Source organism: Vibrio sp. SCSIO 43140 (assembly GCF_023716585.1).
Taxonomy (GTDB): Bacteria; Pseudomonadota; Gammaproteobacteria; order Enterobacterales; family Vibrionaceae; genus Vibrio; species Vibrio maritimus_B.
Map to the genome: position 1 here is coordinate 1,347,188 of NZ_CP071851.1, position 18,434 is coordinate 1,365,621.

The window sequence follows — 18,434 nt, forward strand, 5'->3', positions numbered from 1 at the left end:
TCACTATGAATGGTTTTAGTGTTGCTAAGACCATACGGCGAGGGCTGGAAACTCTCGCCGCCATCAGCCTACTTCTCATGATGTTGATAACGTTCGTTGATGTGACTGGTCGATACTTCTTTAACGCTCCCGTGATGGGGTCTACTGAGCTCATCGAAGTATTGCTCGCAGTGATGGTTTTTATGGCGTTTCCACTGGTGTCGTGGAATGAAGAAAATATATGTGTTGACCTGCTCGACAACTACTTCCCAGAGAAGTGGATTGGCGTGAGGCAGATTGTGATTAACCTCATCTGCAGCTGCTCGCTTATTTTGGTGGCAATGATGAACTGGAAGCTAGCCGGACGCTCTCTGGAATACGAGGAGGTGACCGAGATCCTTGAAATGCCACTAGGCTATGTCACCTATCTCATCTCCATAACCGGCTTTGTTGGTGGCGCACTTACAGGGTTCAACGCACTGGTGTATGCAAAAGGCTTGTTTAGTAAAAAGAGCCCTGCCCCAACCGTCAATACAAATAGCAAGGAGGCGTAAATGATTGAGTCAATTATCGGCTTTACTGCATTGATCATTATGGTATTTCTTCGCCTCCCTCTCGCGTTTGCGATGGGTGTGGTTGGATTTATCGGCTTTTGGTATATCAACGACTACAACTGGAATGCCGCTATGTCGATGGCCGCAAGACGCATCATCGATACCGGTCAAGACTACAGTCTTTCGGTCATTCCATTATTCATCTTAATGGGCAACTTTGTAACCAAAGCAGGTTTATCAAATGAGCTTTATCGTGCTTGTAATGCCTTTGTTGGGCACAAGCGAGGCGGGCTATCCATGTCGACGATTCTCGCTTGCGGTGGGTTCTCTGCAATATGCGGGTCTAGTCTTGCAACCTCTGCCACCATGTCACAAGTTGCCATGCCGCCGATGCGAAAGTATGGCTACTCTGATGGCTTAGCAGCTGCGTCCATTGCGGCAGGAGGTACACTTGGGATCCTTATTCCCCCGAGTGTCATGCTGGTAATTTATGGGCTGCTCACTGAGAGCAGTATTCGCGAGTTGTTCGCAGCAGGTTTCTTACCGGGATTGCTAGGTATTGGGCTCTATCTTGCGGCAGTACAATGGGTTGTATTCCGCTCCCCTGAAAGTGCACCTCCTGGTGAGCGCATACCTTGGGGGCAAAGATTTATCGCACTAAAAGGCATCCTCTCAACGCTACTCTTGTTTGTGCTTGTGATGGGAGGCATCTATGTGGGAGCCTTTACGCCAACGGAAGCAGCTGGTATAGGTGCAACAGGTGCATTTGCGCTCGCCGCATATCGACGCAAGCTCAACTATCAGGTGATGCGTGATATTTTGGTGGATACTGCAAAAACGTCCGCTTCACTCTTCGCTGTTGTCATTTGCGCGTTGATTCTGTCTAACTTTATTAACCGTGCTGGGCTGCCAACTGCCTTAGTTGAAATGATTCAAGCCGCTAACGTAACACCAATGATGGCGCTCGGTTTAATTCTACTGCTCTACATCATTCTAGGCTGCGTGTTTGAAAGTATGTCGATGATGCTACTGACGGTGCCAATCTTCTTCCCTGTCGTGGTTGAATTGGGCTTCGATCCTATCTGGTTCGGTATTGTTGTTGTGGTGGTAACGGAGATCAGCTTGATAACCCCACCAGTGGGTCTGAACGTATTTGTTCTCTCGGGCATTATCAAAGACATTAACACCGGTACTATTTTCAAAGGCGTGTTCCCATTTTGGGTAGCAGATATGGTTCGATTAGCCGTTATTGTTCTGATACCCGCTATTGTGTTGTTCTTGCCTAACATGTTGTATTAAAAAGCAAAGTGGCTTTCCTTTGGGGAAGCCACTTTTTCATTTAGAGTAAAATATCTAGCTGTATTTATTGACAAATAAATCACCATATATCAATCGGATGACTTCATTTTATTTCTGATATATGGTTTATTAGTAGTAAGGAAATTATGAAGGTTAACTTAGTGACAAAATACGAAGATTCTCTGCCGCTCCAACTGATTAGAGCCAGAGACATCGCCATGGAATATTTCCGTCCCGTGCTGGCAAGTAACGACCTTACCGAGCAGCAATGGCGCGTTATGCGTGTATTGGACACCAAAGGCGAAATCGACTTCACTACCCTATCTCGTGAGTCTTGTATTCTCAGTCCCAGTCTCACTGGAATTATCAATCGACTCGAAAAGCTTGGTTATGTAGAGAAGAAGAAGTGCGAACACGACGGACGCAAGTCCTACATTCACCTAACCGCTAAAGCGGAAAGTTTGGTAGAGCGGTTGCGACCTCAAATTGAAGAGCAATACGTCGCTCTAAAAGAGCGTATTGGAGAGGAGCGTTATTCAGAACTCTCTAACTTGCTCAACGAACTTATCGCGAGCAAACACTAAAACACCCGCTTATGCGGGTGTTTTTATTTTTATTCCTACTTAGCTTTTTAACGACTATGCCACTTCGGCGACCTTCACATCTGCTTGTAGATGTTTGAACTGACGGTCAAAGTACATGAGCGCATCTTTGTCTTGTGTCGTGATTGCCTCGACTTCTAAAAAGAACACCGTGTGCGTCCCCACTTCTTTCATATCACTGATGCGACCCTCAAGCGTGGTTAGTGCACCGTTCAAAACTGGTACCTGATGCTGGTTGAGCTTCCAACCTTCCAGCTCGAAACGCTCTTCCATCTCTAATCCTGTCATTCCAGCAAAGTGCATGGACATTTCCTGGTGTTCACTCGCACAGGTATTGATGCACATACGACCATTGCGCTTAAAGATATCATTAGAAGCACTGGAGCGGTTCACACACACCAGCAAAGTTGCTGGGCTATCTGTTACCGAGCACACTGCGGTCGCGGTAATGCCAATGGTACCCGCTTCACCGCCCGTGGTTACGATGTTGACGGCTGCTGCGAGCTTCGACATCGCGTTACGAAATTCTTGTTGTAGAGACATGGTATCTTCCTTTTCGCTAGACTGATTTTGGCGCTTTTGATAGCGCTCCCTGTTATGTGCTTTCATTGTGGTTTATTAACGCAGATTGGAACATAGACAGTTATCGTGTTCGCTTGTACTTTTCGCAGCAGTTGGAGTGATACATCGAGGGGATAAAAGTAAAGTAATAAGGTAGGTGAATGGATTTCAATCATTTTCAGCCCCAAAACCAACAAACCCACATGCTAAGCATATGGGTTTACTGTTATGAACAATCTTTTGTTGTGACCTGACTAGTCTCGATCAATGGCAAACGGTGACCAAGCTTGACGTGTCGGCATCACCTCAACTCTGTTGATATTAATGTGCTCGGGAAGATTGGCGATATAAAACATATGCTCAGCAATGTCTTGAGCGCTAAGTGGAGTTGTACCTTTGTATAAGTTATCCGAGGCCGTTTGATCGCCTTTAGTCCTTACCAAGGTAAACTCTGTCTCAGCAATACCTGGAGCGAGATCTGTCACTCTTACACCTGTGCCTTGAAGGTCACAGCGCAGGTTGTAGCTAAACTGCTTAACAAATGCCTTACTTGCACCATAAACGTGGCTGCCTGGATAGGGCCACTGTCCTGCAATAGAGCCAACATTAATGATAGTTGTCCCCGCACCTACTTCAATTAGCTTCGGAAGTAAGGCGTGAGTCACGTTGACGAGCCCCGTGCAGTTGGTATCAATCATGGTGTGCCAATCGGATAGGTCCACATCTGCAGCGCCTTCTGGCGCCAGCGCTAGCCCTGCATTATTGATAAGTGCGGTTATCTCTGAGAACTCACTCGGTAGGGATTCGACGGCCTCTTTCACAGCCGCTGCATCTCGTACATCCAACTGAATGACATGCGTTGGGACATCTAAACATTCCTTAAGATCTAACAATCTTTCCAAGCGTCTTCCCGATAGCACTAAAGACCACCCCTCACTTGCAAATTTCTCTGCGGCTGCGCGTCCAAAACCAGAAGTTGCGCCAGTAATAAATGCAATTTTCTTCATCTTGCTGTTCCCTTTCAAAGTAAGTCCATATCAAAGTAAAAAAGTAACGAGCGCTAAACCCATTAAAATTGGAGCTGTAGTAAACCTTGGCGAGAGCTCAGGTAGCCATTGATGCATCTTTTGCCCAAGCAAATTACCCACTAAAGCAAACGGCAGCAATGTAAGACCGACCAACATCAAATATCTATTAACCGCTCCAATTGCCGTTAACCCCACCAATGAGGTCAAAGCACTGACCATAAAAAAGACGATGGCTGTTGCCCTGAGCTCTTTGCTGCTCATCGTCAGATTCAACAAGTACAAAATAAGCGGTGGCCCACCAGCAGAACCGGCAGTCATACCAAACCCGGAGAACGCCCCTACTGCGAGTGAATATCGCTTGTCGAGCCAACGCAGTCTTAAATCCAGCATTATCAGCCCTCCCGCCGCCATAGACAGTCCGGCGATTAACATTTTCAAAGCCTCAGATGAAATCCAAGACACGACAAATAGCGAAAACGGCGTAACGATAAGCATGCCTGCAATCAACTGCTTGACTAGCGGTTTGTCTATCTCGGCATTCACACCTCGTAGCAAGCAAAGGCTACTGAGTAGGTCCAGCGTAATGGCGATAACAATCGACTCCATCGGCGTAAAAACGAAGTTCAAACACAGAGCTGCAATGACCGCAAAACCAAATCCGGAATAGCCACGCACCACTCCTGCAAAAACGATCAGTACCGATGCTAGCCCTATCTCAATCCATGCCATGATGATGCTGTTCCAATGTGCTGACCCTATATCTCAATACTGATGTGCTGTGTGTTTTCAATGTAAATAGATTGCGTTTGGCGCCATAGAGCCAGTTTGAAGAATCCTCTAGGGCAGACAGACGCTGGAATTACTGACCCACGACTTTTTTGAAACTGACACTACTTCCATAACGCCATTTCTCGCCAAGATAGCTGTACTGCTCGCGATTCAGGAGCGATGTCATTGCACAGGAGAGAAAAATGGATTTGTTATCATCTGAAATTACTAACCAAGACGTTATTGAACTGGATAAACACGTCTTCCATTCTTGGTCAGTTCAAGAGAGTGCGACGCCGATCGCAATTGCTAATGGGCAAGGCTGCACTATGTGGGATTTTGACGGAAAAGAGTATTTGGACTTTAGCAGCCAGTTGGTTAACACCAACATCGGTCATCAACATCCCAAGGTGATTGAGGCGCTCAAGAATCAGGCAGATACGCTAGCAACCATAGCGCCAGCTACTGCCAACTTCACTCGCGGTATGGCGGCCAAACGCATTCTTGAGCGTGCGCCCGCTAGCTTCAAAAAGGTATTCTTCACCAATGCGGGTGCCGATGCTAACGAGAACGCCATTCGTATGGCAAGGCAGTTTACTGGACGCGATAAAGTCCTCTCAGCCTATCGCTCGTACCATGGCAACACTGGTTCAGCAATCGCAGCGACCGGCGACTTTAGACGCGTGCCGAATGAATATAGTCGCGGCCACGTGCACTTCTTCAACCCTTATCTGTATCGCACCGAGTTTAACTCGACATCCGAACAAGAAGAATGCGAACGCGCACTTGCTCACCTAAAACGAGTCATTGAGTGCGAAGGACCAAACTCAATTGCCGCTATTATTCTTGAAACCATCCCAGGAACGGCTGGATTTCTATTGCCCCCTGAAGGTTACCTACAAGGTGTGCGTGACATCGCGACGCAACATGGCATTCAGCTGATCTTCGATGAAGTGATGGTCGGCTTCGGACGCACTGGTAAATGGTTTGCGTTTGAACACTTTAATGTGACACCCGATCTTGTGACCTTTGCTAAAGGGGTCAACTCCGGATATGTGCCCGTGGGTGGCGTGATGGTTAGCGAAGCTATCTGCGAGTTTTTTAAGTCTGAGTTCTTTATGGGCGGACTGACCTACTCAGGCCATCCACTTGCCATGTCGACAATTGTCGCGGCAATCGATGCAATGGAAGAAGAAGGCATCATTCATTACGCCGATGAGATCGGAAACTCTTTGCTCGGCCCTTCGTTGATGGCCCTGTACGACCAGCGCAGCGTCATTGGTAACATTCGCGGTAAGGGAATGTTTTGGGCAGTAGAACTCGTCGAAGACAAATCAACCAAAGAGCCGCTGAGTAATGCGAAAATGGGGCTCATCAAGCAAAAGCTCACTGAGCGAGGACTGCTGACCTTTATCGTTAACAACCGAATTCATGTCACCCCACCGCTGGTTATCAAGCCAAACGAGATCAAACATGGTGTCGCTATTATTGATGAAGTCTTAGCTGAATTCGACTAACAAAAGTAATGAGTGCCAAGCAATTTGCTTGGCACTCATCTTTCACTCTCACTAAACTATCCGCTAACCAAACTATTAAGGCACTACCTTAGCCCATCAAACGCTTTGGCGAGCTCGATGATACCGGGTTGTATTAGTGCTTTATCAATGGAATGAAACCCCAACCTGAAATAGCGATTAGCATCGTTACTCATCAACGTATTAGACATCGTCGATTGACCCTCTAACTCGGGCTGAGATGCCGTCATAAAGTGCGAATACCCGGTTTCCACTAACACCCCATGCTGTGCTGCGCGCGAAACAAGTCTTTGGCTACTTATCTTATCTGGTGTCTGTAACCATAGTGCGTTGCTCAGTTCATTCTTGGCAAGTTTGTCGCAGTATGGAATATGTTTTGATACGGCATCATTGATAATATCCCAGCGCTGTCTGGTGTTCTCACGAAAACGACGTACAAAGCTATCGTAGTAGCCTTGAGCGATGAAATGCGCCATCTCCATCTGTAATCGAGTCGGCGGATGACGAAACATCAACCGACGCAGCGCTCTCAGCTCATAAATGAGCTCCTCTGGAGCGACAATGAACCCAAGTCTGAGGCCTGGCGCGAGAATTTTTGAGAAGCTACTTACGTATATCACTCTACCCGACTTGTCTTGCGCTTTTAAAGCCGGTGCAGGGTTGAGCTCAAAGTTACTGTTGGAGTCGTAGTCATCTTCAATAACGATGGCGTCGTTCCGCTGCGCAAGTTCCAATAGCTCTTTTCGACGCTGTTGGCTCATCGTCACTCCCGTTGGCGCTTGATGACTTGGTGTCACATAGAAATAATCGCACATTGAAGAGAGTGAGTTTGGTTTCAAACCTTCATCATCAACTTGATGTGGATGCAACTGCGCACCTGCCAATCCGAAAATGTTGTAAGCCTCTTTGTAGCCTGGATTCTCAACACCTACCCTTGAATCACGATTCATCAGCAACTGAGACAACAAATAGAGGCCGTTTTGAGATCCAATGGTAATCAAGATCTCATCATTGCTGGCGTGAATGCCCCTTTGCGGAAGAACGCGAGTTCGTATCTGTTCAACGAGCAACTCAACATCCTTATCGACCTTATCACAGAGCCATCCATGATCGTGGGAGTCTGCAATTACCTTTCTCGTTGCCTCTCTCCAGTGAGATAGTGGAAAATCATTAATATAAGGCTGGCCATAAATAAATGGATACTTATAGCAACTCCAGTGACTAGGTTTTACGATCCTTGGAAATTGATGGGTATTCACCTTTATTTTATCGCCCCAGTTTGGTGCGGCGTCTGCACTAATATCTTCACTTAGCTCAATATCCACTGCACTATCTTGCGAGTTTTCTTTGTAGCCCTCAGATAAATAATACCCACTTCTTGGGCGGCTAATTAGATAACCATCGTCTAGCAGACTCTCATACACCAAAGAGACAGTATTCCTCGAAACTTTCAGTTGTTGGGACAGCTTACGACAAGATGGAAGCGCCTGTTCAGGCGAAAAAATCCCCGACAAAATCGCTTTCACCAGGTATTCACGAACCTGCTCCTGCAAGCTTCTGGTTGAATCAAACTCAATAAAACACTGATAATCCACGGCCACAACGTCACCCCTTCAGAAATACATTACGACGACTAACTGTTAATTAAGAGAGCAAGAAATAGACCATAACGATAGTAGGTATTATTTATTTACAAACTGCAGCTGTCCCATGCTGATTTTAAAATTGGCTCTAACCCCGAATGGTGACAAATATCTAAAGTGAAAGTGTTCAAAGAAAACGTTCACAATATTGAAAAGGATGGATATATGGGACATGGAAAGCAGATTAAAAAATGGTTCTCAGTCGCGGCAATTGCATTTGCAGTGGGCTCTTCAGCTAGCGCTGTCAGTGCCGATCTTCCACAGGTTTTGGAGTCGGGCGTATTAAAGGTGGCGACAGAAGATAACTACTCACCATTTAACTACATCGCGAAGGGTCAGCCAAGCGGCATCAACAAAGATCTTCTCGATGAGCTTCGTGAATACGCCAAGTTTGAAGTCAAGCAAGATATCCTACCTTGGACAGGCCTACTGGCATCGGTTTCTGCGGGTCAATATGACTTGGCTCTGACTGGTGCAATTGTCACCGATGCAAGACTTCAAGTTTTTGATTTCACTCCCCCTATCGCCTCTGCCCAGCATTACTTCTTAGCTCGAGCCAAGGATGACTCGATATCTGGAGTGTCTGATTTGGATGGCAAAACAGTGGGCCTTCAAGCTGGTAGCGCTCTGCTAGAGCGTCTCCCTGAGCTTGAAACCATGCTAGAAGCCGAGGGTAAGTCACTAGGTCGAGTAGTTGAATATCAATCCTACCCAGAAGCCTATGCCGATCTCGCAAATGGACGCGTTGACTATGTCATTAACAGCATCGTTTCCGTTAATGAAGTAGTGAAAACTAAGTCCAAAGTGTTTAAAAAGGGTGAAGCGGTATCTGGTCCTGGTTTCGTAAGTTGGCCAGTACCAAAACAAAATCCAGAACTATTGACGTACCTAACGGACTTTTTCAAACACCTCAAAGAAACAGGACGATTAGCTGAGCTGCAAGAGAAATGGTTCGGCGAATCCTTTGATGACCTACCAATCGAGCCGATTACTTCAGTTGAACAATACCACTCACTAACTGCGGTAAATCCTAGCTAAACGATGACCTAAGCAAATGGGCTTGCCACTTAACGGCAAGCCCACATTCCTAAACAATATTTTTGGAGGTGCATACATTATGGATTACTACGCATGGATGCAGTTGTTAGAAGGCGCGTGGACGACCGCTTGGATCTCCCTTATTTCTATCGCTTTAGGCGTTGTCATAGGACTCGTGATTGCTCTGGTTAGGATGGCGAAAGTACCTTTCTTAGACCAATTTCTAGGCGTCTACGTCAGTTGGGCGAGAGCGACACCACTGGTCACGTTAGCCTTGTTTATTTTCTTATCTTTCCCATCATTTGGCATCAATCTAGACAAACACCTTTCCGCTATCTTATGTCTAACGCTCAATACGTCGGCGTTCAACGCTGAAATCTGGCGCAATGCGTTTCTCAATTTTTCAAATGGACAAAAAGAAGCTGCCGAAGCGATCGGCATGTCTCGATTGGTTTACTTTCGCCGCATTATGTTTCCACAGATGGTGATCGTTAGCCTACCTGCGCTTGTGAATGAAATGTCGTTCTTAATTAAGGGCAGCCCAGCAATTGCCGTCATTGGTGTGGTAGACCTAACACGCGTAACTAACCGTATCGCAGCCGTCACTTATGAACCTCTAGGACCAATACTCTGCGCTGCAGTCCTATATATGTGCATCATCGGCTTACTGATAAAGCTTCAACATATGGCTGAGCAAAAAGCCAGTAACTTAGCCGCGTAGGAGGAAACAGTATGAACGAATGGCAAATTATTTGGGATCAACGCGAGATCTTTACCTACGGCCTATTTACGACAGTCATGCTGTTTGTGTCTGCATCAACGATAAGCTTTTTTATGGGATTAGCACTTCTAAGCGTGCTTGAAAATGGCAGTAAAGGTCTAAGCTACTGCGTGCGAGGTAGTATCAACATTATGAGGACGCTGCCGTTTCTTATTCTCGCTTACCTACTCTATTACGGCTTACCACAAGTAGGCATTCGCATGGATGCTATCACCGCCGGTCTCGTTTCACTGTGTTTGTACCACAGCACCTATTTCTGCGAAATATTCCGTGGTGTCAGAAAGGACATGGATGAGGGCTTCATAGAAGCGGCCAAGTCCTGTGGCTTCTCGAAGTTTAAGATTTTCACTCGAGTTATTGCACCGAACGTGTTGTTTAAGTCCATTCCACTCATTGCGAATCAACTCATTATCTGTCTCAAGGATACGGCATTTTTGAGCATCATTACCGTCAGCGAGATCACCGCCGCTGCGAACAGCATTCAATCTACCTACTTTATCCCACTCAACGCCTTTATCGTCGCGATTGGTTTGTATTGGATGGTCAGTATCGCAGTGGAACAAGTAACCAAATTAGCACTTAGCAAAGTGCAACAACGAGGGCTAAGTCATGCTTAAACAATCAGTTGAAACTACTCCAGACATCCCACTCAGTACATTTAAAGAAAGTGCGGAGCTGCACATCGTTGACACCGTTGAGCACCAAGAAACACCATTAATTGACACTACTCAAGATGCTATTGAAGATGATAAAGATTCAATCATCAAAATCATTAATCTATCTAAGCAGTTTGACGGCATCGAAGTGCTTCGAGACATCAACCTCAATATACAAAAAGGCGAAGTCGTCAGTATTCTTGGCTCATCGGGCTCAGGTAAATCTACCTTGTTGCGCTGCATTAACTGGCTCGAGCAGCCGGAGCGCGGTTTTATCTATGTTGGTGAAGAACGTATCGGTGTCAACGCCGAGACCAACAAGCCAGCCAAATACAAAGAGCTTGCCAAGATGCGCCAACGCGTCGGCATGGTATTTCAAAGCTTCAACTTATGGCCGCACCTTACGGTTAAGCAAAACGTGATGGAAGCGCTCATTCATGTGAAAAAGTGGTCGAAGTCCGACGCAGAGAGCATGGCGGAAACACAACTAGAGAAGGTTGGCATGTCACACAAACTCGACAGTTACCCAAGCATGCTATCGGGAGGACAGAAGCAGCGCGTGGCTATTGCTCGCGCATTAGCAATGGAGCCTGAGGTACTGCTCTTCGATGAGCCAACGTCAGCTCTTGACCCTGAGCTCGTAGAGGAAGTACTAACGGTTATGCAAAAGCTCTCTAAAGAGGGCTATACCATGGTCATCGTCACCCATGAGATGGATTTCGCTCGACAAGTTTCTGACCAAGTTGTGTTTTTGGAAAAAGGCATATTGATTGAGAAAAATCCCCCAGAAAAATTCTTTACCAACCCAGATTCCACTCGAGTGAGGCAGTTTTTGAAACTCGATGCGAGCTAACTCGCCTGCGAAAATCGGAGAGTCTGATCTCCGATTTTCTGCGCAATACGTTTGCTCCAGAAAGCACAATTACCTCTCATCACTTCCAAAAGCTACTCCCAAACTACAATACCGTGTCTATCTATCGTCCCTACTCGATCCCGAGTAATAAACTGAACTCTATGATACTGAACATCGATGGCTTTAAAGCCTGTCTCTAGCATTAGGCTTGCAAGTTTTCGGATAGCCATTGGGCTGAAATGTGTCATTGTGCGCCTCCCCTAGTGTCTTTGATGGACTAAAGTTAGCTTGATAGCGGCAAGATCAGAAATCGTTCTTGTAGGATGCGATCCTTCGTTTTAGCCATATTGAGGCAAACGCTTGCTTCGTTTATGTTCGAAAATCTAAAGTCGAATAAAATTGACTGAAAAACGAATATTTACTATCGAAAAACCACAAAAGCTCTGATACCTTTACGCCATCAAAAAAGACCCCCAGATTGATTAGACGGACCTATGCCTTCCACTCAAACCATCAAGAAAATCGTCGATATTGGTGACACGCTTCATCGAAGCGGCTGTGCTCCCTACAAAGTCGAGAAATACGCTCAACATTACGCCCAAAAGCACGGGGTTGACGTTATGGTCCAAGCGACACCAACGGCAATTAACTACCAGTTTCCAGACAAGAACAATACTGTAGTTTTGAAGCGCTTAAAGCCAGCATCAATCAACCTTAGCCTACTTGCCAACACCATTATTCGCATCAATCAGCCAAGTAATGAGCCGGTTCCAGAACCTGTTGGTTATCCGAAATGGATCGTAGCGCTTGCCAATATGGGCATACCGCCCGCTTATCTGATGCTAGTAGGTAGCACTCTCGAAGCAATTGCCTTCTCTATGCTGCTTGGCTTAATGGTATGGGTTTGTCAGTTAGTTTATCGTGGCCGCAACGCTATCGCGGTTGAGTTTATCTCGGCACTGCTAACGGGTGTTTTGGTTGCGTTTATTGCCAGTACTGGCGCCGCAATACCGATATGGGCGCTCTGTATTGCAAGTGTGGTGCTTTTTGTGCCCGGACTTTCCATTGCCAACTCGCTCGAATGTTTGGCCTTTAATGATTTGGTGTCCGGGACCGCGCTTTTGGGTCAAAGTGCCTTAACACTCATCAAACTATTTATCGGCGTGATGATGGGACTGAATATCGGCGAAGCCTTTTGGGGACAAACAGAATCTATCTCTTACACTAACGAAGTTCCCCTATGGTTGCATTGCTTCGGGCTGTTGCTCATATCCACCTCTATCGGCGTGATCTTCAACGCAAGACCGAAAGATATCTTATTGGGCTTACCGGTAGCAGTACTCGGGATGTGGGGACCATTCTATCTCGGTTTTGAAAGTGGCTGGGTTGTGGGAACTTGGGTCACGACAGTACTTATTACCCTCTATGGCACGTGGGTGGCTAAGCGTCTGGACCTCACAGGCTCTATTTATATTGTTCAAGGCATCATTATTTTGGTACCAGGTAGTCGAGTAATGGTGAGCGCCAGCCAGTCGGTTTTTGAACAATCGATTCTACCGATACCTAATATCGGTTTATCCGCATTATTTATGTTCTCAGCAATTGTGGCAGGACAAATTACCGCATACTCAATATATTCGCCAAAAATAGAGAGGTAGTGTCCACTTTAATTGGTAATTCTATAAAAACCGCTAGCGCTTCAAAATACCAATAATGTTTGCACAATCTTTACAAAACATTATTTCGAAGCGCTAAATAATGTTTTATATCAATACGTTACAAGCTTTGCACATTTGTTGACCTAGCGTCAAAAATTTATCTGCGCGTTTGAAAATGTCATGTAAGTGACACCTAAAAACGAGCTGCACTTCAAATATTCAGACAAATTGTAATTGCAGCTCTTTGACTTACCTAAGAACTCGCTTATATTCGTGACTGGCTAGAAAAAAAAGTTACATTGTTTACAAGTAGCAATCGTTGAATTCTCGTGATTCCCCCGACGCGTTGTACGCAATAGCAATTTCCTTTTCACGCTATAGCTGCCGGATTGGCAATAAAGAAACAAAAGATAGTAGAAAATTTTAGGATATAAGTATGTCTAACACAGTTACTGGTACAGTTAAGTGGTTCAACGAAACTAAAGGCTTTGGCTTCATTCAACAAGAGAACGGTCCAGACGTTTTCGCTCACTTCAGCAACATCAAAGCAGACGGTTTCCGTACGCTAACTGAAGGTCAGAAAGTTGAATTTCGCGTGACTCAAGGTCAAAAAGGACCTCAAGCGGAAGAAATCCAACCAGTCTAAGTACTCGCTTCCAGTACATTCTGATAAATAGCCAGCTCAGCTGGCTATTTTTGTATCAGTTAGCACATGTGCGCCCCTTTGTTAGTGTCCTTTTACCCATAGACGCGTACTATAGGCATTAATGCATTCAAATATCCCCAGAGCAATCTCATGGCTTTAAAACCAACTATCTACAAATTTCGTGTCGCATTGACAGACATGAACCGCGATTATTACGACTCTCTGAATCTTACCGTCGCTCTACACCCATCAGAAACTGAACAACGGATGATGGCAAGGCTAATGGCATTCTGTCTCAACGCCTCTCCTGAGCTTCAGTTCACCAAAGGGCTGTCCACCATTGAAGAGCCTGATATTTGGGAAAAGTCTTTGGACGACCAAACACTAGTATGGATTGATATCGGTGAACCTGATGTCGATCGCGTGAAGAAAGCGACTCGCCTTTCAAAGAAAACGAAAGTGTACAGCTTCAACACCAAAAGCGATGTGTGGTGGCAACAAAACCAAGGCAAATTTGGTTATCTAGATGCTAGTATCTATCGCTTTGAAAATGAATCTATCGAGTCTCTATCAGGTCTAGTAACTCGCACTATGGATCTATCGGTAATGATTACCGGCACGTCACTGTTTGTCGATGCCGAAGGCGGTTCTGTTGAGGTAACAGTCGAGGAACTTCAGGACAAATGTTCGAGCTAAGGAAAGCACTAGCAGAAATCCAAATTGACAAGCTGGCTATTGTTGCAACACACACTGACGCGCTCAATAATCTATGTGAACGTGAGAATATGCTGTTTGCTAGAGCCCAAGAAAACAAACCTGACAACGCTCCATCGGATCTGTTGCTAGGCTTGTTCACTAAGCTCAATGTCGAAGCGCTTTCCTCATTAAATGCTCACCTCGATCAGATTCAAGCGATGCAATCGGCCATTGAAAAGCAAGTCGGCGCGAAACACGCTGAATCCTTCAAACTGCCTGTGGTCGAAGAGCTGTTGTTGGTCACTCATATTTGGGTTTATGTTCAGGGCTACCTTGGGTTGGATTACAGCCTAGCAAACGATCATGCCATGCAAACCAGTGAAACGCTGAGCCCACTCGTTGGGTTGAGCGTGGATGAAATTCGAACTCAGTTTACCCAGAGTTACTATCAAGGCTACCGCGAATTTGAAGCTAAAAAACCACCGTCTTCCGGTTGGAAGCGGTGGTTTGAAAAGTGGTTTAATTAACGACCTGTAAGTTATTAACGATTTATAGGTTCGCGTGCGGACCAAATACTTCGTAGTGAACGCGAGAGCGATCCACATCTAACGCATCTAATTGCTGAACCATAGCATCCATAAAGGCAATCGGGCCACAGATGTAGAACTCACCGAAGTGTACTGGTAATGTCTCTTTCATCGCGTTAAGGTCCATCAGCCCTTTCGCCGATTCGTTCTCAGTTTGCTTTGGCTCACGGTACCAAACTTTTTGATTCCAACCTTTCGCAGATACGATCGTCGCGACTTCATCGACAAAGGAATGCTGCTGTTCGTGTTCACAAGCATGCAGATACGTGACGGTTTCTGTCTTGTCGACTTGTGATAGTTTCTGCAAAATCGCCTGCATCGGTGTACAGCCCACACCAGCTGAAATCAATACTACTGGTTTGTCGGTTTCTTTGTAGAAGAAGTCACCCGCTGGCGGCATGACATCGATAACGTCACCCACATTAACGCTGTCGTGTAAGTAGTTAGACACTAGGCCATTATCGTGAGAATCCGATAGCTCACGTTTAACTGAGATACGGTAGTTGCTGCCCGTTGGCGCTTGGGACAACGAATACTGACGAATTTCAACGTGTTCACTATTGGTTGGCTTCACCTGAACACCCAGATACTGCCCAACTTCATAGCCAAGAACTTTACCGCCATCTTCTGGTTGAAGCACAAAGCTAGTCACCAACTCAGACTCTGGGGTTTTCTCCGCAACAACAAAGCGGCGCGTACCACGCCAGCCACCCAGCGCTTTTTCACGCAACTGATATAACTCTTCTTCACGGTCAATAAAGATCTGCGCTAGGAAAAGATACGCTTCGGTCCATGCCTCTTCAACTGGCTGGGTGAATGCATCAGGAGCCAGTTCTCGTAGAGTCTCAATCAAGTGATGTCCCACGATTTGGTAATGTTCTGCTTTGATATTGAAACTGGTGTGCTTATGAGCGATGCGTTCTACTGCTGTGGTAAGTGCGGCTAGGTTTTCAATGTTTTTTGCGTATGCCGCTACCGCTTCGAATAGCGCGACACTTTGACGACCGGTTTTCTGGTGCGTCATGTTAAAGATATCTTTCAGCTCAGGATTGTGAGAAAACATTCTTTGATAAAAATGTTGAGTCAATGCAGGTCCTGCTGATTCTAATAGAGGAATGGTGCTTTTGATGATCTCAATATGTTGGTTGTTTAGCATAGTCGCTCCCTAGAAGGCTTAATAGTACTACTTATCGTTTTTATGATATTTTTAATAATAGGCTGAATTGTTGAACACATAGTGTGCACTTCAACAACTGAATATATCACTGCATGGTTTGTGCCAAGTTTAGAAACACCGTAGTCATTGGTTTTATTGGTAATTTTCTTCTGTTAAAAAGTCAAAATGACTCCTTTTCTTTATGTCTAAATGACACTAAAATGAGCTCTTCACTCATTTCGACTCGCTATCCTTTTTTATGCAAGATATCTCCACTTCTAGCCTTATCGATCTCACTGTTGGTCTTGCCAGCAGCAGCAACGATCAAGAGCGCTTCGATTCGCTTCTCAATACTATACGTAAAACCATTCGATGTGATTGCGTTGCCTTGCTCTCTATGCAGGGAGACACGCTCGTACCTCTCGCTATGCAAGGATTGGCTCGAGACACCCTCGGACGAAGGTTCGTCATTCAAGAACACCCTAGATTCGCTGAAATATGTGCTGCCACCAGCCCTGTTATCTTTGATGCTGATAGTGAGTTGCCCGACCCGTTTGATGGTCTACTGATTGATCATCATGGCGATCTACCTATGCACTCGTGTATGGGGCTTCCATTGATTTTTGGCGAGAAAATGCTTGGTGCGCTGACACTGGATAGCCTCGCCCCGAATGCGTTTGAAGACATTCCACAGCGCAGTCTTGAAGTATTGTCCGCGGTTGCTGCTTCTACGCTAAAAATGGCACTGACATTTTCTCAACTCGAGTATCAAGCGAAGCAGTCAAAACAGCTTCTCGAAGAGCTCAATGTTGAAGCCTGGGAGCGAGATGGTGGTGAGATGATTGGCAACAGTGAACCAATGTTAGCCCTCAAATCCGACATAGAGATCGTCGCACCCTCTGATTTCAATATCCTTATCCATGGAGAAACTGGGGTTGGTAAGGAGCTCGTCGCTCGTACCCTCCACTACCAATCGACACGACGACAGCAGCCTTTGGTCTACGTAAACTGCGCGGCAATTCCTGAGAACTTGATTGAAAGCGAACTGTTTGGTCACGTTAAAGGTGCGTTTACCGGAGCGGACAAAAACCGAATGGGTAAATTTGCGCTTGCAGACGGCGGTACATTATTTCTTGATGAAATCGGTGAGCTGCCACTTGCCGCACAAAGTAAACTGTTACGAGCACTGCAAAATAATGAGATTCAACCTGTCGGTAAAGATCAGATCCAGAAGATAAATGTGCGAGTCCTAGCGGCAACAAACCGAGACCTAAAAGCAGAAGTCGACAACGGTAAGTTCCGCGCTGATTTATACCATCGACTCAGTGTTTACCCGATTTCAGTGCCGCCACTTAAAGAGCGCCACGGAGATATCGAGCTTCTCACCGGCTTCTTCTTAGAGCAAGCACGAAGAAAGCTTGGCATTTCGCAGATAAAAATGAGTCCAAATGCGGTTACGCACCTCAACCGTTATTCCTGGCCAGGCAATGTGCGCGAGCTGGAGCATGTGATTAACCGAGCTGCACTCAAGGCAAAAGCGCGCTCGATGGGCAAGAAAGTTGTCACAGTCAGCATAGACGATTGTGGTCAGTTCGATGACGATGTCTCAACTCCAGCGCCTAAGACATCGTCAAAAAACACTTTGGCCGTCGATACCACTAAAGGCATCCGAGAAGCGACAGAAGAGTATCAACGTGCCCTTATCACCGATGCTCTATTAAGTGCCGACTACAATTGGGCGAAAGCAGCGCGAACCTTGCAAACTGACCGCGCGAACCTGATTCGACTCTCTAAACGTCTAGGGCTAAGTGTTACCAAACGTCACACACTCTCTCGAGACTAGAGTTAAACGTATCAGTAAAGTGAAAGAGGTGTTAATATTCTGCGGTGTGATGCGTGTTCATCACACCCTATAACAACCATAAAGCTCAACGTATTCAAGATAAGAAAGGTAGTTATGAAGTTTATTCGCATTATCTTAGGAAAGATCATCCTTCTACTTAACTTCGTATTTTCACCGCGCGGTGTAAAGCGCAGCGAAGAAGCCCAAAAGCAAGCAGATGAAAAAGCATCAACCATGCAACTTTACCAATTCGAGGCATGTCCCTTTTGTGTAAAAGTTCGCCGTGAAATGAAGCGCCAATCGGTAAACATCGCTTTGAAAGACGCTAAGAACGACAACGACGCTCGAGAAGAACTCTTGGCTGGTGGTGGTCGAGTTAAGGTGCCATGCCTTAAAATTACTGAAAATGGTAAAGAGACTTGGATGTACGAGTCATCTGATATTGTTACCTATCTTCAGAAAGAGTTTGCTTAGTTAGAATCATGCAACCACAGACAATAAAGGGTGCTACTCTACTGAGTGACACCCTTTGTTTTTAACCGTTCCTATGA

20 protein-coding genes are annotated in these 18,434 nt (G+C 45.8%); 14 read left to right on the forward strand and 6 right to left on the reverse strand.

Annotated features, from left to right (window positions below; genetic code table 11):
* Positions 1–5 precede the first annotated feature (5 nt).
* The 3 genes from J4N45_RS24515 (at position 6) to hpaR (ending at position 2,416) form a co-directional block, all read left to right on the forward strand.
* The gene (locus tag J4N45_RS24515) at positions 6–533 is read left to right on the forward strand and encodes a TRAP transporter small permease (RefSeq protein ID WP_128650473.1); all 528 of its coding nucleotides are present in this window, start codon (positions 6–8) and stop codon (positions 531–533) included.
* The gene (locus J4N45_RS24520; RefSeq protein WP_252015109.1) at positions 534–1,832 is read left to right on the forward strand and encodes a TRAP transporter large permease; all 1,299 of its coding nucleotides are present in this window, start codon (positions 534–536) and stop codon (positions 1,830–1,832) included.
* Positions 1,833–1,978: 146 nt separating this feature from the next.
* Entirely contained in the window at positions 1,979–2,416 is a 438-nt protein-coding gene (gene hpaR, locus J4N45_RS24525) for a homoprotocatechuate degradation operon regulator HpaR (RefSeq protein ID WP_252015111.1), read from the forward strand.
* A gap of 54 nt (positions 2,417–2,470) precedes the next feature.
* Here hpaR and hpaC read toward each other — a convergent pair whose 3' ends face one another.
* The 3 genes from hpaC to J4N45_RS24540 all read right to left on the reverse strand — a co-directional run bounded on the left by hpaC (position 2,471) and on the right by J4N45_RS24540 (position 4,752).
* On the reverse strand, positions 2,471–2,977 hold the full coding sequence (gene hpaC / locus J4N45_RS24530) for a 4-hydroxyphenylacetate 3-monooxygenase, reductase component (protein ID WP_252015113.1): 507 nt from the start codon (positions 2,975–2,977) through the stop codon (positions 2,471–2,473).
* A gap of 272 nt (positions 2,978–3,249) precedes the next feature.
* The gene (locus J4N45_RS24535) at positions 3,250–4,002 is read right to left on the reverse strand and encodes an SDR family NAD(P)-dependent oxidoreductase (RefSeq protein WP_234496495.1); all 753 of its coding nucleotides are present in this window, start codon (positions 4,000–4,002) and stop codon (positions 3,250–3,252) included.
* Between the two features lie 30 nt (positions 4,003–4,032).
* The gene (locus tag J4N45_RS24540) at positions 4,033–4,752 is read right to left on the reverse strand and encodes a sulfite exporter TauE/SafE family protein (RefSeq protein ID WP_252015115.1); all 720 of its coding nucleotides are present in this window, start codon (positions 4,750–4,752) and stop codon (positions 4,033–4,035) included.
* Between the two features lie 242 nt (positions 4,753–4,994).
* Between J4N45_RS24540 and J4N45_RS24545 the strand changes: the two genes are divergently transcribed.
* Positions 4,995–6,308, forward strand: a complete 1,314-nt coding sequence (locus J4N45_RS24545) for an aspartate aminotransferase family protein (RefSeq protein ID WP_252015117.1) — start codon at positions 4,995–4,997, stop codon at positions 6,306–6,308.
* 83 nt (positions 6,309–6,391) lie between these two features.
* Here the strand turns inward: J4N45_RS24545 and pdxR are convergent, their stop codons facing one another.
* The gene (gene pdxR / locus J4N45_RS24550) at positions 6,392–7,927 is read right to left on the reverse strand and encodes a MocR-like pyridoxine biosynthesis transcription factor PdxR (protein ID WP_252015119.1); all 1,536 of its coding nucleotides are present in this window, start codon (positions 7,925–7,927) and stop codon (positions 6,392–6,394) included.
* Between the two features lie 207 nt (positions 7,928–8,134).
* Between pdxR and J4N45_RS24555 the strand changes: the two genes are divergently transcribed.
* From J4N45_RS24555 to J4N45_RS24570, 4 genes are all read left to right on the forward strand, one after another.
* Entirely contained in the window at positions 8,135–9,007 is an 873-nt protein-coding gene (locus J4N45_RS24555) for a transporter substrate-binding domain-containing protein (protein WP_252015121.1), read from the forward strand.
* 79 nt (positions 9,008–9,086) lie between these two features.
* Positions 9,087–9,728: an amino acid ABC transporter permease gene (locus J4N45_RS24560; RefSeq protein ID WP_252015123.1), complete on the forward strand. Its 642-nt coding sequence runs from the start codon at positions 9,087–9,089 to the stop codon at positions 9,726–9,728.
* 11 nt (positions 9,729–9,739) lie between these two features.
* Complete coding sequence (locus J4N45_RS24565) at positions 9,740–10,405, forward strand: amino acid ABC transporter permease (RefSeq protein WP_252015124.1); 666 nt, start codon at positions 9,740–9,742, stop codon at positions 10,403–10,405.
* Positions 10,398–11,297, forward strand: a complete 900-nt coding sequence (locus J4N45_RS24570) for an amino acid ABC transporter ATP-binding protein (protein ID WP_286036911.1) — start codon at positions 10,398–10,400, stop codon at positions 11,295–11,297. Before J4N45_RS24565 ends, J4N45_RS24570 begins: the two co-directional genes overlap by 8 nt.
* Before the next feature lie 92 nt (positions 11,298–11,389).
* On the opposite strand, the gene J4N45_RS24575 is transcribed toward J4N45_RS24570, so the two are convergent.
* A complete protein-coding gene (locus J4N45_RS24575) occupies positions 11,390–11,545 on the reverse strand; it encodes a hypothetical protein (protein ID WP_234496487.1) in 156 nt (51 codons plus the stop codon).
* Between the two features lie 246 nt (positions 11,546–11,791).
* Between J4N45_RS24575 and J4N45_RS24580 the strand changes: the two genes are divergently transcribed.
* The 4 genes from J4N45_RS24580 to J4N45_RS24595 all read left to right on the forward strand — a co-directional run bounded on the left by J4N45_RS24580 (position 11,792) and on the right by J4N45_RS24595 (position 14,824).
* Positions 11,792–12,955, forward strand: coding sequence for a threonine/serine exporter family protein (locus tag J4N45_RS24580; RefSeq protein WP_252015126.1), 1,164 nt, complete (start codon positions 11,792–11,794; stop codon positions 12,953–12,955).
* 436 nt (positions 12,956–13,391) lie between these two features.
* Entirely contained in the window at positions 13,392–13,601 is a 210-nt protein-coding gene (locus J4N45_RS24585; protein ID WP_042470128.1) for a cold-shock protein, read from the forward strand.
* A gap of 150 nt (positions 13,602–13,751) precedes the next feature.
* Positions 13,752–14,297 carry a YaeQ family protein gene (locus tag J4N45_RS24590; RefSeq protein ID WP_252015128.1) on the forward strand — a complete coding sequence of 182 codons (546 nt, stop codon included), beginning with the start codon at positions 13,752–13,754 and terminating at the stop codon, positions 14,295–14,297.
* Positions 14,285–14,824: a hypothetical protein gene (locus tag J4N45_RS24595; RefSeq protein ID WP_252015130.1), complete on the forward strand. Its 540-nt coding sequence runs from the start codon at positions 14,285–14,287 to the stop codon at positions 14,822–14,824. The genes J4N45_RS24590 and J4N45_RS24595 overlap by 13 nt, the downstream gene beginning before the upstream one ends.
* Positions 14,825–14,846: 22 nt before the next feature.
* Here J4N45_RS24595 and hmpA read toward each other — a convergent pair whose 3' ends face one another.
* On the reverse strand, positions 14,847–16,040 hold the full coding sequence (hmpA, locus tag J4N45_RS24600) for an NO-inducible flavohemoprotein (protein WP_252015132.1): 1,194 nt from the start codon (positions 16,038–16,040) through the stop codon (positions 14,847–14,849).
* A 259-nt stretch (positions 16,041–16,299) separates the two neighbouring features.
* Here hmpA and norR point away from each other — a divergent pair, with 259 nt between their 5' ends.
* Positions 16,300–17,883, forward strand: coding sequence for a nitric oxide reductase transcriptional regulator NorR (norR, locus tag J4N45_RS24605; protein WP_252015134.1), 1,584 nt, complete (start codon positions 16,300–16,302; stop codon positions 17,881–17,883).
* A gap of 114 nt (positions 17,884–17,997) precedes the next feature.
* Positions 17,998–18,357: a glutaredoxin family protein gene (locus J4N45_RS24610; protein WP_252015136.1), complete on the forward strand. Its 360-nt coding sequence runs from the start codon at positions 17,998–18,000 to the stop codon at positions 18,355–18,357.
* Positions 18,358–18,434: the final 77 nt, after the last annotated feature.